Source organism: Candidatus Clostridium helianthi, from assembly GCF_045310795.1.
Lineage (GTDB): Bacteria > Bacillota > Clostridia > Clostridiales > Clostridiaceae > Clostridium > Clostridium helianthi.
The window spans coordinates 1-14,685 of the sequence record NZ_JBJIAB010000022.1; the positions used below are offsets into that span (position 1 = coordinate 1).

At 29.2% G+C, this 14,685-nt stretch carries 9 protein-coding genes and 1 tRNA gene; 9 read left to right on the top strand and 1 reads right to left on the bottom strand.

All coding sequences use genetic code 11. The features are described 5' to 3' along the window. The first annotated feature begins 93 nt into the window (after positions 1–93). Positions 94–168, top strand: a tRNA-Glu gene (locus tag ACJDTP_RS16325). A gap of 263 nt (positions 169–431) precedes the next feature. Here the strand turns inward: ACJDTP_RS16325 and ACJDTP_RS16330 are convergent. Beyond that, complete coding sequence (locus ACJDTP_RS16330; protein ID WP_406761833.1) at positions 432–1,604, bottom strand: sensor domain-containing diguanylate cyclase; 1,173 nt, start codon at positions 1,602–1,604, stop codon at positions 432–434. Between the two features lie 878 nt (positions 1,605–2,482). Here ACJDTP_RS16330 and ACJDTP_RS16335 point away from each other — a divergent pair. From ACJDTP_RS16335 to ACJDTP_RS16370, 8 genes are all read left to right on the top strand, one after another. Then, on the top strand, positions 2,483–2,929 hold the full coding sequence (locus ACJDTP_RS16335) for a PaaI family thioesterase (protein WP_271813578.1): 447 nt from the start codon (positions 2,483–2,485) through the stop codon (positions 2,927–2,929). A gap of 589 nt (positions 2,930–3,518) precedes the next feature. Continuing rightward, positions 3,519–5,402, top strand: coding sequence for a cache domain-containing sensor histidine kinase (locus tag ACJDTP_RS16340; protein ID WP_406761834.1), 1,884 nt, complete (start codon positions 3,519–3,521; stop codon positions 5,400–5,402). An 11-nt stretch (positions 5,403–5,413) separates the two neighbouring features. Continuing rightward, positions 5,414–6,949 carry a response regulator transcription factor gene (locus ACJDTP_RS16345; protein ID WP_406761835.1) on the top strand — a complete coding sequence of 512 codons (1,536 nt, stop codon included), beginning with the start codon at positions 5,414–5,416 and terminating at the stop codon, positions 6,947–6,949. Between the two features lie 188 nt (positions 6,950–7,137). Next, on the top strand, positions 7,138–8,391 hold the full coding sequence (locus tag ACJDTP_RS16350; protein WP_173708049.1) for a sugar ABC transporter substrate-binding protein: 1,254 nt from the start codon (positions 7,138–7,140) through the stop codon (positions 8,389–8,391). A 573-nt stretch (positions 8,392–8,964) separates the two neighbouring features. Further along, entirely contained in the window at positions 8,965–9,873 is a 909-nt protein-coding gene (locus ACJDTP_RS16355) for a carbohydrate ABC transporter permease (protein WP_023975408.1), read from the top strand. Further along, the gene (locus tag ACJDTP_RS16360; RefSeq protein ID WP_406761836.1) at positions 9,873–10,718 is read left to right on the top strand and encodes a carbohydrate ABC transporter permease; all 846 of its coding nucleotides are present in this window, start codon (positions 9,873–9,875) and stop codon (positions 10,716–10,718) included. Before ACJDTP_RS16355 ends, ACJDTP_RS16360 begins: the two co-directional genes overlap by 1 nt. A gap of 144 nt (positions 10,719–10,862) precedes the next feature. Further along, positions 10,863–12,872, top strand: coding sequence for a glycoside hydrolase family 31 protein (locus ACJDTP_RS16365; RefSeq protein WP_406761837.1), 2,010 nt, complete (start codon positions 10,863–10,865; stop codon positions 12,870–12,872). Between the two features lie 202 nt (positions 12,873–13,074). After that, positions 13,075–13,938: an ABC transporter substrate-binding protein gene (locus tag ACJDTP_RS16370; protein ID WP_406761838.1), complete on the top strand. Its 864-nt coding sequence runs from the start codon at positions 13,075–13,077 to the stop codon at positions 13,936–13,938. Positions 13,939–14,685 lie beyond the last annotated feature (747 nt).

A 14,685-nucleotide genomic window follows, 5' to 3' on the forward strand; every position in this document is an offset into this window, starting at 1 on the left:
CTGGCATGGCTCAACGGTAGAGCAGCTGACTTGTAATCAGCAGGTTGTAGGTTCGATTCCTATTGCCAGCTCCATTTAAATGAAACTTAATATGGCTCCTTGGTCAAGCGGTTAAGACACCACCCTTTCACGGTGGTAACAGGGGTTCGATTCCCCTAGGAGTCACCAAGTTGAAAAGTAAGTTCTAGTTTATCTAGGACTTATTTTTTTAGATTATAATTAATCATGTTTATACGACATGAAGAGATAGATACAAGGATGCATATCGGAAAAAGAAAATCTAGAACTTTACCAATGGAATGCTGAATTGAAATATTTGCTATTTCAACCTAAAAATTAAGAAATCCTCGATAGTAATTTTGAGGATTTCTTAATTTTTGGTTTAACTCAACATTCAATTTCAAGCTTATTGTTGTATATGGTAATTTAATTCAACATTCAATTTCAAGCCTTTTGCTGTATATGGTAAATTGATTTTTTCCATTTTCTTTAGAACTGTATAATGCTATATCTGATTTATGAATTAAAGATTCTAAAGTATCTCCATGTTTAGGGTAAAAGGCAACACCGATGCTTGCAGATACAGTTATCTCAGTATTATTGCCAATATATGTAGCATTAAGGTTATTGCATAAAATACTAATTTTATCTTTTATAAATGAAATAGAATGACTTGGTTTAAATACACAAAATTCATCTCCACCAAATCGTGAAATAATAACATCTGTACCGTTAAAGACGTCACAAATTTTATTTGCAGTATCCTTTAGAACTTCATCACCAACCATATGTCCTAAATTATCATTTATAGCTTTAAAATTATCTAAATCTATAAAAATCAGCATGCAGTTATCATTTTTGTTATCTATGATATAATTTTTAACTTTTTCATAGAATGTAGATTTATTATATATTTGTGTGAGCTGATCATATTCAGATCTTAGCTTTAGCATAGAATGTTCTTTTACAATATGGTCAATATCAGTAATTTTACCTATTACTCTGACAATCTTACTATCTCTTTGTATATAGTTTAGTTTTAACTCACACCAAAGATAGTCACCATTGCTCTTCATTAGTCGGATTTGTTTTATAATGGACTGTTTGTTTAAAGCTTTCATGTCATCGGTGATTTTATTAATTAATATCTTATCATCAGGATGTATTTTCAATTCATTTAAAAAACTTTTATTATAATCTTGAATATTTAATGTCCATCCAAAGGTTTCTTCAAACTTAGAGGAACTTAAGATTTTTTTCTCAGTTATGTCAAAATCAAAGATAATATCATTTAATTGTTCAACAACTATAAAATATTTTTCGCGTTCTAAATCTAAGTCTTTAAGATATTTTGACTGTTCTCTTGCTTTTACGACAAGGCAGTAAAAAGCATCTAATAATGATATACAAATAATACCTAAAATAATGAATATAAAAGTTTTGTAATTATTATAAATATAGCTAGCAAAATTTATGATAGTGTATAAAGGAGCGTCTTCGCTTATACTGTTTTTTACTGAAGCAAAAGCTTTAGCATTTAAAGTAAAATTAATTAATGATATTAAACTATATATAAAAAGTAGTTTGTTTTTTCCTATATTCAAATCATTCACCTCTTGATTCTTAATTGAATATTGTTATCAATTAGTCTACTAATTCATTTTATATAATATTTCTATAAAAATCAATAAGAATCCAAATTATATTCAACTTGGATTTTTGTGTAAGCTAAATAATACAAGGTATTCTTTATCAAATTATTTGGTTTTATCAAATGATAGTTTAAGGTAAAACTTTATAAATTAAGATTGTTTAGACGGTATATAAAAATATGTATATATTTTGTTTCACAATTAATATGAAGTAGATTATATTTCAATTCTAAGAATTAGTTGTAAGTTAGGATATATTTAATTTGTTTGCTATAATATAGATAAATAATATATGACGTAGACTTATGCAATAATTCACCGAAAGGAGAAACATTGTTATTTCACAGGACTATGAAAATTTCGATGAAAGTGCTAAATTGCAGGTTGCACCATTAATGCTTGTCACAATGAAATTGGGAGCAAGCATTAATGTAACAACCTACAATTAAGAGCTTTTAACAGGTCATTTTCAATGCCTGCTGCATAAAAATGTTTCTGCTTTCTAGCATAGTATTTATTGCAAAGTATAAATTAAAAATTAGATTTATTAGATGAACATATTTACAAAGTTGCTAAGAATTTAAGTTAGTACTTTCACTAGAAATCATAAATATATTTTCATAAATTTTTGGAACAAAAGTATGTTATTCATTTTGGCTAGCTATATGTATAAATCAAGGTCTTAGTGGGATATCTATAATCTTATACGTAATACAAGATTGAGTTAAAATAATATATATTTGCGTAAAACAAAGGTAAAACTAGTAATTGCTTTAAAGGTTATTAAAAAGATATCTTGGGCAATGCGTGGAAGTGAAGGAGGAGTTATTATGTCAAAAGAACATCTTGTTTGGTTAAAAAGTTATTTAGAGGAAAACTATAATAAATCTATACTAGAAAATTTTCTTGATCCTCAAATTGTTGAAGTTACAGATGGGAAAGTTATATACGAAATGAAAATTATTGATAGGCATTGTAATATATATGGATATATACACGGGGGAACTTTGGCGTCAATTGCAGATGTTGTAATGGGAGTTTCTTGTACAACTTTAGGAAAGCGTATAGTAACTACAGATTTAAGTATTAGCTATATAAAAAATGTAAATGCAGGAAGCACAATTACAGCAGTAGGTGAGGTTGTTAGTAATGGTGAAAACATAATGAGGTGTGCATGCAAAATATTTGATGAGCATGAGAAGCTCCTTGTGCAAGCTCAGGCTTCGTATTTTGTTATTGGAAGTTTTGATGATGTAAACCCAGCAAGAGATAAATGAGTATCTTTAATAAGCTAAATAAGAATGCTAGTTACGAAATTTTTGTTAAGTAACTAGCATTTTTGCTTTTGTTCCTCTTTTAATATCACCTTTTCTACAGTAGTATTGGTATCTGATAGATTATGATAAACCGTGATGAATTAAGCTTTCTATAACTTATATATAACCCCAAAATATAAATTTGAAAGAAGTAAAAAAGTTAAATAGTTTCCAATAAACCTTTTTTACAATTAAAAAAGAAAAAAAGTAAGAAATGAAAAAAGTTACGAATATAAAAAGTTACATTGTTACCTTTTTATATTCGTAACTTTTTTGAAAATAATTTTAAGTTGTACGGTTGATTGACAGTAAAATAATGGAATATAATGTATGTATTAAGTTAAAATAATGAGACACAATTAAATGAATAAAAGTCCATTTGTGAGCCTATGTTCAATTATTCCATCCATCATGCTATTGACAAATTCACCTAATGAGGGGCACCATGAGGGTAATATATCACCTCGCCTTGTCTAAGGAAAAGCATTCAAAGAAACTTTGGACTTGCTATTTATTTTCATTTGTCTGAAGAGTGGTGAAATTATAAATAATGAAACTTTTTAACAATGCTACGAATACAATTAGATATTTTTTGAATTGGAAACGTTATAGTATAAAAGCAAAATTGTTAAGCATATTTATAATTATTTCAATTATACCAATGGTTCTTAGTCAAGTGTTTTTATATAAGCTGTCACAACATTATCTCGAAAAGAAGATTACAAATCTTACGGATAGAAATTTATTTTACATAAAAACTAACATAGAAACTGATATGAATTATTATAAGGATATTTTATATAGGATTGCAGCAGATAATGATTGTTTAGAATTAGAGAAAATGTTTAACGACGGAAATGAGTTTGAAAAAGCAGCGTCTATTAATAAGATTAGAGATGCCTTTGGATCTTATTCTTATTCAAGAAATCAAATTAGAGCTATAACCTTTGTTGGGAACAATGGAAGAAATGTATATTATGATAAAGGTAATCAAGGAATCAATAATAGAATATGGGAAGAATATAGTAATTCTGAAAAAAGCAAAATTTATTCTGAAATCTTAAATAGTAATATTCCCGTAATATTACCTACAACTTGTAATAGCTTTATTCATGGAAAATCTGAGTATATGTTTCACATAGGACTAAAAGTTAGAGATATCAGAACTAAAGATGAAATTGGGATAATTATTATGAGTTTTGATGAACAAATTCTATTTGATGTTTGTAATGTTCAGATGGATAAGGAAGATTTTGAGGAAGATAAGCTTAATATGTGCTCTGTAATAGTTGATAATGATGGGAGAGTTATATCATTTCAAGATAAGAAGTACATTGGGACATATGTAAAAGATTATTCTAGCAGTGAGATTAATGATACTGATAATATGGAAACACTAAATCAATTAATATATTCAATACCGAGTTTTAAGAATAGAAATATATCTGTTAGCAGTATTCCTATAGATAGTGTTGGCTGGAAAGTAATTAATGTTGTTGATAAAGATAATTTATTTTATGAAGTTAAGTTATTAAGAAATTTAACTTTTGTATTTCTAGGATTGATACTTATAATCTTAACAATAGTTATTATAATATTTTCAAATAAATTGTACGAGTCAGTTAAAATTATTGTCAGTGGAATGAAGGAAGCTAAAAAAGGAAATTTCAATGTAAAAATAAAGCTAAGCACAGAAGATGAAATGTCATTTATAGGAGACGAATTTAATGAAATGTTGTCTACAATAAATATCTTGATAAGAGATATAAAAGATCAAAGTAATTTTATTGTTGAATTATCAAATAAAAGACGAGAAGCTGAGATAAAGGCAATTGTTGCTCAAATTAATCCTCACTTTTTGTATAATACTTTGGATTGTATAAACTGGATGGCAATTAAAAATGAGAATTATGAAGTTAGTGATACTATTGGAAGCTTTGCGCAAATACTAAGATATAGCATAGGTGATATTAATAAGGAAGTGACTATTTATGATGAAGTTGAATGGTTGAAGAAATATGTATATTTGCAGCAACTTAGATTTAATAATAGCTTTGTATTGGATTTAGATGTAGATGAAAATATATTAGGGGCTAGAATTCATAAGTTAATATTACAGCCCTTAATTGAAAATTCAATTATTCATGGATTTAAAGGATATGATAGTGAAAGAATATTAAAAGTTAGCATAAATAGATTTAAAAATAAGTATGTAAAAATCGTAGTAAAAGATAATGGATTAGGTATAGAAGATAGAAAGCTCAAAGACATAATTATTAATATAAAATCAGGGAAAGATGAAGATGAAAATATAGGTATAAAAAATGTATATGACAGGATAAAGATTTATTATGGTGAAGATGCTAAGTTTAGTATTGAAAGTGCAAAAGGACAAGGAACTACAATAACTTTGATTATTTCATTGATATTTTAAGGGGGATATTTATGAAAATTTTAATTGTAGAAGATGAAATTAATGCAAGAGAAGGATTGGGTAACTTATTAGGAAAGATTAATGAAAATTACATTGTTTGCGGAAAAGCTTCTGATGGAGAGCAAGGGTTCCTTTTAGCTAAAGAGCATAAGCCTGATCTTATCTTTACTGATATTGAAATGCCGAAAATAAATGGATTAGATATGCTCCAAAAAATTAAAGATTGTGGTCAAGATCCATATATTATTATTATACTTAGTGGATATTCAGATTTTAAGTATGCACAAAAAGGTATAAAACTTGGAGTGAATGAATATTTATTGAAACCTATAACTTATACTGCTTTAAAAAATACCATGGAGGATATTGAAAAAAAGCTTAATTTAAGTAAGGAAAAAGATGCACTTTTAGAAGAAGGTATACTTAAGGAAGAAATATTAGGACAAGTACTACTAAATAAAGGACAAAATTTAGAGCATTTTTACAAAATAATTGAAAGTAAAGTAAATCAAAATGAAAATATATATGTTGTTAATTTGCATCTTAGAGATAAATACGAAGATAAGATTGAACTTATAATAAAAGAGCTTTATGAAGCTATGAAGAATTATAATATTGTAAATTTCTATTACTCTATATTAAAAGAGTACAATTACTTGCCTATTTTGGTAATTACTAAAACACCTTACTTAGAATTTATAAAAATGCTAAAGCATAAGATATTATTTTCACTTAGGCAGAATGGATTCTTAAATACTACTATTAGTATTATTAATCTAAATGAACTATCTGAAATTAAAAGTTCATTTAAAAAGCTACAAAGATTGTCTCGATGGCCTATTTCATTTGGAAATAATGAAGTGATCTATGAAGAACTAATATCTAAATTAAAAATAAATCATTGTAATTATCCAAGAGATCTTGAAAAGGAAGTGCTAAAAGGCATAAAAAACAATGATCAGAAAAAGTTGGTTGATATTAATAAAAGATTTGTATCATATTTGAAAGAAAACATCTACGACCCATGCGAGATAATCGATGTAAGCAGCAAGTATATTTTTTCAATTTTAACTGTGGCTAAAAGCTATAATAGCAATCTTTATACTGAGTTTAATAATGAAGGTGTTTTAGATTCAATTAAAAATAGTTTTACATTTGATGAGTTAAAAGAACGGCTAAATTATGTAATTAGTAAGATGTGTGAAAGAAATGATGAGGGAACTAAAGTAAATTCATTGATTGTAAGAAAAGCTATAAATTATATAAAAGAGTATTATAGCGATAAAATTTCTCTTGAAGAAATAGCAAGTGGGATGAATATAACTCCAGAATATTTAAGTAGGTTATTTACAAAGGAACTTGGAAAAAGTTTTTCAGATTATTTAAAAGAGTTTAGAATTCATAAAGCAAAGGAATTATTAGGAAGTAATAAACTAAAAATTTATGAAATTGCGGAGAAGGTAGGCTATAGTGATTCTAAATACTTTTGCAAAGTTTTTAAAGAATCAACAGGTATGTCTCCAAAAGAATATATGAAATTTTATTAAGAGATGATAAAGAAAGAATAAGTCAGTATGCTTGCTATTTTATTTAATAAGCTTAAATGCAAAGTGTAAAATTAATATCATGATTTTACACTTTTTTCATGATAATAGAATATTAGAAGTAATTTAGAAGATGTAATATTAAGTTATAGAAAACGTTATTATTTATAAGAATTTAGGAGGTAAATAATATGAAAAAAACTAAAAAGTTACTGGCTTGTTTGACAGCTATTGCAATGTCGGCGACTATATTTATTGGATGTGGAAGCAGTGGTGGGGGCACAACTCAAACTAAAGCTGATCCGGCAGGAAAGACAACGATTACAGTATGGCACTATTTTGATGGGCAGCAACAACAAAATGCAATGCAAAATCTTGCTGATAAATATAATAAATCTCAAGATAAGGTAGAAGTTCAAGTGGAATTTGTACCAAGAGCTGAACTTACTAAGCAGTTTACAATAGGTCTTGTTGCTGACAAGCTACCTGACATAGGTTTAGTTGATAATCCAGATATGGCTTCATTTTCGGCAATGGGATTATTTGCAGATATTACAGACAAAATGAATTCCTATGATGGTAAAGATCAATTTTACCCAGGTCCGATTTCATCATGTCAGTTAGATGGAAAGTATTATGGAATTCCACTTGGAAGTAATGATTTAGCTTTATTTTATAATAAGGACATGCTAAGTGCTGCAGGAGTTGAGCCACCTACAACTTTTGATGAATTAAAGACTGCAGCTAAGAAATTGACAAAAGGAGATACTTATGGTTTAGCTATAGCTGCACCAAAGAATGAGGAAGGAACATTTCAATATCTTCCATGGCTTATTTCAACAGGAGCTAAATTTAATGAAATTGGAAGTGAGGCGGGAATAAGTTCGCTTCAATATCTCACTGATCTTATAAAAAATGGATCAATGAGTAAAGAAGTTATAAACTGGACACAAAATGATTTAGAAAAACAATTTGTAACTAATAAGGCAGCCATGATTACAGATGGTCCATGGATTATAGATACGGTTAAGAAGGATGCACCAAACCTAAATTGGGGAGTTGTAAAAATTCCTAAAGATAAAGTATTTGCATCGGATTTAGGTGGAGAAAACTGGGGCATCATTAAAGGTCATCATGAAGCTGAAGCTTGGGATTTTATTAAATATACTCAGCAAAAAGATAATATGACTGAATATTGTGCTGATTTTGGTTACATTCCATCTAGAAAAGATGTTGCTGAAAGTGATGATAAAATTACTAAAGACCAAGTTATGAGTGTATTCCTAGATGAATTGCAATACGCTATGCCAAGAGGACCACATCCAAAATGGCCTGAAATATCAGATGCAATGTCTACTGCAATGCAGGAAAGTTTTACAAATGCAAAGACACCAGAGCAAGCAGCAAAAGATGCACAGGTTAAGGTTGATGCAGTATTAAAATAAATTTATAGATATCCAACACAAAACCTAAGCTTATGCATATAACTCACCGAAATGAATAACATACTTTTGTTCCAGTTTCTAGGTAATTCTGATGGGTGATTCTAAGGCTATAAAGTTGTACCCAAAGTGCTAGCCCCAAAGAACAAGCTTTGAACTAGCACATTTGGAACAACTTATAGCCAAAGAATCACATCCATCAAAATTACCAATGAAACATTCCACAAAAGTATATTAATCATTTCTGGTTAGAAAATATTTCATAGTCTAAGTATAGTTTATGATTGTGTTACCTATATAGATATCCAAATTTAAAACTAAACTTATGTGATAACTTAACGAAATCAAAAATATTTTGATTCCGAAAAGCTATGAAATATCGCTGAAGAACCTTTAACAGGTCATTTTAAAATGTTTTCTACACAAATATATTTACGATTTCTAGTTAGGATATGAACTTAAAATGTTATCAATTTTGTAAAATTATTAAATTATATAACTATATAAAAAATCTAAAGGTGCCTAAAATTTAGTGAAGGAGACCTTTAAATTGAAGCAAGGTAGGTGAAATTAATTTTGAAAAATAAATATAGCAGTGAATTTATTAAGGAAGAAAGAAAAGGGTACATATTTGTGCTCCCAGCACTAATATTTATGCTGGCTTTTGTGGGATATCCGATTATATATAATTTTATTCTAAGTCTTCGTGATGTAAATGTAACGACATTTAGTCAGCCTGTGAAACCATTTGTTGGTATTGAAAACTATATTGAAGTATTTAAAGATCCAGCAATGCCAATAAGTATTTGGAATACTTTAGTTTTCACTATTGGAAGTATATCAATTCAATTTATTATAGGACTCGGACTAGCTTTGCTTTTCAATTTGAAATTTAAGCTTTCAGAACCTCTTAGAGGACTTATGGTAGTCAGTTATCTTGTACCGATGACAGTAACTGCATTATTGTTCAAATTTATGTATAGTACAAGCGGAGGTATAATAAATGAATTACTTATGAAATTTCATCTAATATCACAGCCAATAGGCTGGATTATAGACAGTAAAACCTCAATGTTTTCAGTTATATTAACAAACTCATGGGTTGGAATTCCATTTAATATGTTGTTATTAACAACTGGGTTAAGTAATATTCCGTATGATTTATATGAGGCAGCTAAAGTTGATGGGGCTAATGTGATTCAGAGATTCTTTAAAATAACTCTGCCATCATTAAGACCAGCGATTTTATCTGTATTAGTTCTTGGATTTATTTATACATTTAAAGTTTTTGATTTAGTATTTGTTATGACAAATGGAGGTCCAGTTAATAGTACTGAACTAATGTCAACTTTTGCATATAAACTTTCATTTACGCAATTTTCATTTAGTAAAGGTGCCACTGTTGCCAATGTATTGTTTGCTATTTTATTCTGCGTAAGTTTAGGATACCTCAAATTGATAAAGGAAGATGAGGTGATTGGATAATGAAGAAGGTTATTCTTAAGGATAAACAAAAAAATATAATATTATGCTGTGTATCAATTTGCATAGCTTGTATTATGCTTTTCCCAATATATTGGATTATAGTAAGTTCATTTAAAACCAATGCTGAAATCTTTGCAGCACCTCCAACTTTTATACCTAAAGATTTTACATTAAGTAGTTATACAGACCAATTTACAGGAAAGAGCAGCATAATAGTAACACTAGGTAATAGCTGCAAGGTTGCATTTGCTTCAATGATCTTAGCATGTGTATTAGCTATTCCAGCTGCATATGGTTTGGCAAGATTTAGTATGAGAGGGAAAAAGGTATTTATCTTGATCTTCTTAGTAACTCAGATGCTTCCAGTAGCACTATTACTTACACCAATGTTTTTAGTTTATAAAAATTTACATCTACTAGACACTCTCTGGGCTCCAATTCTATCAGATGCAACAATATCTGTTCCTTTTGTGGTTCTTATTCTTAGAACTTATTTTCTTGCTTTACCAAAAGAACTTGAAGATTCAGCAAAGATTGATGGATGCAATACATTTACAGCATTTACAAAAATAATGCTTCCAATATCTTATCCAGGTCTTATAATGACAGGAGCTTTTTCATTCTTATATGCTTGGGGAGATTTAGCTTATTCACTAACATTCTTAACCAGCCCTGAAAGGAGAACTATGACAGCTAGTATATATAATTTCATGGGTAAGTATGGAATACAGTGGAATTCAATAATGGCTTATGGAGTACTTTTGGTTTTGCCTGTTGTTTTAATATTTATATTCCTTCAAAAATATATAATTGGAGGATTAACTAATGGTGCTGTTAAAGGCTAGGGATAAATACTTTTAAAGAAAACATAGGAAAGTCTTAAAACTAATATAAAGATAATAAATTAGCAGGTGCTGTTTCTAAGGATGAATTTAATTATTCAAATTTTAAGTAGAGATATAATTATTCAAAGATTGGAGAGTTCATATATGGAATATAATTTAGATGATAGTGTTTTTAAAGCTTATGGAAATGTATTAATTCGCAAATATGACTGTGAAACATTACAAATTGAGCCTTGGGGAAAAAATAGTTTACGCATACGAAGCACTAAGCAAGCAGAATTTATAAATAATGATTGGGCCTTATTGCCACAAGAAAATTGTGAAATTAAGATTGAAAATAACGAAGCATATATAGAGAATGGAAAAATTCATGCAAGGATAGATAAGGAAGGAAAAATCACATTTTATAATGATAAAAATGATGTTCTTTTAGAGGAGTATGTAAGAAATAGGAAAAATGTTAATAGATTTTGCAGTGCGTTAGAGATAGAAGCACGTGAATTTAAGCCTATTCTTGGTGGGGATTATACTTTAACTATGAGATTTGAATCAAATCCAAAGGAAAAGTTATTTGGCATGGGACAATATCAACAGCCAAATTTAGATCTGAAAAATTGCGTACTTGAACTTGCACATAGAAACTCCCAAGCTAGTGTTCCATTTGTATTATCAAGTTTAGGATATGGAATGCTTTGGAATAACCCAGCCATTGGAAAAGTTACTTTTGGAAAAAATATTACAGAGTGGATGGCGGATTCCACTAAGCAATTAGATTATTTTATAACAGCAGGTGATACGCCAGCAGAAATAGAAGAAGCTTATGCAAAAGCAACTGGAACAGTGCCAATGATGCCGGATTATGCTATGGGTTTTTGGCAATGTAAATTGAGATACCAAACTCAAGAAGAGTTATTAAACATCGCTCGTGAATATAAGAAAAGAAACCTTCCAATTTCAGTTATAGTGGTTGATTTTTTTCACTGGCCAAAACAAGGAGAATGGAAGTTTGATTTAGATTATTGGCCTGATCCTGATGCTATGATTAAAGAGCTTAAAGAAATGGGCATTGAATTAATGGTTTCTATTTGGCCAACAGTAGATAAGACAAGCGAAAATTATGATAAGATGCTTAAAAAAGGTTATTTAGTAAGAGTTGATAGGGGAATTAGAACAACTATGGACTTTTTAGGAGATACTGTTTTCTATGACCCAACAAATCCAGAGGCTCGTGACTTTGTATGGAAAATTGCTAAGAAAAACTACTATGATAAAGGCATAAAAATATTTTGGCTTGATGAAGCTGAACCAGAATATTCGGTTTACGACTTCGAGAATTATAGGTATCACTTAGGTCCAAATGCACAAATAGGTAATATTTATCCGACTATGTATGCAAAAACGTTTTTTGATGGCATGAAGAAAGAAGGGCAGGGAAATATAATTAATCTTCTTAGATGTGCATGGGCAGGAAGTCAACGTTATGGAGCACTTGTATGGTCTGGAGACATTGATTCTAGCTTTGAATCTTTAAGAAATCAGTTTGCAGCAGGTCTTAACATGGGAATTGCAGGTATACCATGGTGGACAACTGATATAGGAGGATTCCATGGTGGAAATCCAGATGATCCAGACTTTAGAGAATGTATAATCAGATGGTTTGAATATGGAGCATTCTGCCCTGTATTTAGGCTACATGGTGATCGTGAACCACATTCAAAGCCACTTGGAACTAGCGGTGGAGGACTATGTGCAAGCGGTGCAGCTAATGAAGTATGGAGTTATGGTGATGAAGCATATGAAATATTTAAGAAATATATGTTTATCAGGGAAAAGATGAAACCTTATATTACTAAAATCATGAAGGAAGCACATGAAAAAGGAACTCCAGTTATAAGACCGCTATTTTATGATTTCTCAGAAGATGAGCTTTGCTGGGATGTTACAGATGAGTATATGTTTGGACCAGATGTTCTTGTTGCACCAGTACTCCATAAAGGAGATAGATCAAGAAAAGTATATTTGCCAAAAGGTGCAAATTGGAAAGATGTAAATTCTGGGAAGATATTTAATGGCGGACAAGTAATAGACTATAACGCTCCATTAGAAATAATACCGTTATTCCTTAAGGATGAAGCAGAAGTTTCAATTATTTAATGAGAAATATAGGTGATAAGAGTTTATGTTAAGTAAACTCTTATTTTTGTTTAAAAACTGAATTCTATGTTTAAAATTTACTATTTTATAGCAAAATAGTAATAGTACATTAAATATAGAGGTTTCATTTTATTTGATACAACTTGCAGGATATGACTCAATGGCATTTTATAAATTTAAATGACATCTAAAGGAGGGCAACATGAAGAAATTATCGAAAAAAGTATTAATTTTAATTACTATTATAAATTTTTTGGGAATGATTTTTGAAGGCAGTGCAGGAAGATATGATAGTAGAGCAATAGTAACCAACGTATCAGAACAAAAGGATAGGTTACAATTGATAAAAGAAAAAGGCGTGATAACTGTCGCTTCACCGCAAAACGATGTTTCATATTTTTATATAGATCAAAATACAAAAAAGATAGAGGGTACTGAGGCTGACATAATAACCGAAATTGCAAGTAGGCTTGGAATCAATAAAATTGAAACTAAGAACTCACCATTTGTAAATTTATTGGAAAAATTAAATGCTGATGATAGTATAGACATTGCATCAGGTGGAATATTTATAACTCCAGAACGTGAAAAGATAGTCGCTTTTACTCAGCCAATATATAAGGCTACAGAAGCTGTTGTTGTTCCAACATTTTCAAATATAAATTTTAAAAGCGATTTAAAAAATGCAGTGGTTGGAGTAGAAAAGGGTACAGTATATGAGAGCATGGGGGAAAGGTGGAAAAATGATAAAATAATAAAGGATATAGCAATCTTTGAAAATTCAACTGAATTATTGGATGCTATATATAAAAGAAAGATAGATGCAGGGATAGTAGACTCTGTTATAGTGAAATATTCTCTGCTAAAAAATAAAAATATACCTTTAAGGATATTAAAAGATTATACGCCGGAATTAAGTGGAAATATAGCTATAACAGTTAGAAAAAATGATAAAACGCTATTAGATGCATTTAATCAAAAAATAAAAGAGATGAAGGCAGATGGCACTTTATATGCAATTCTTGTAGAAAATGGGCTTGATAAAAATAATATGATTTCTAATTAATTGCTTACATAAGCTAAAGCTTTAAATATATATCTTTATAGATAAACCAGCTATAATCTATATTTATGCGTATATCTCGCCGAAATGAATAATGTACTTTTGTTCCAGTCTCTAGGTAATTATGATGGGTGATTCTAAGGTTATAAAGTTGCATCCAAAGTGCTAGCCTCAAAGAACAAGCTTTGAACTAGCACATTTGGAACAACTTATAGCCAAGAATCACATCCATCAAAATTACCAATGAAACATTCCACAAAAGTATATCACTCATTTCTGTTTGGAAGATATTTTATATTCTAAGTATAGCTTATGATTGTGGTATCTATATATGGATATCCTAATCAAAACTAAGTTTATGTGATAATTCACCGAAATCATAAATATTTTGATTCCGAAAAAATAGACTTACATTTGAAAATTCAATGAACTAAGTAATAGATGAAGACTGGAATTTAGAAAGCCATTTGAAATATATTATTTTATATTTTATGATGAATTTTGATAAATTTAATTTTGTGGAAAATATATGTTTTTTTCTGTGATAAAGTCTATAATGAAAATATTATGACAAAATAATATTTATATTTATATAAATTTGCTATAAAAAGCAAGAAATCATTGCAACTTTGTCAAAAATGTATTAGTATTTAACAGTGAAAATTAAATTTTTAGAGGAATATATTGGGGAAATAATAGATACAAGAACTAATTAATCAACCTTTTTTAAGTTATACCCTCAAGGAGTAC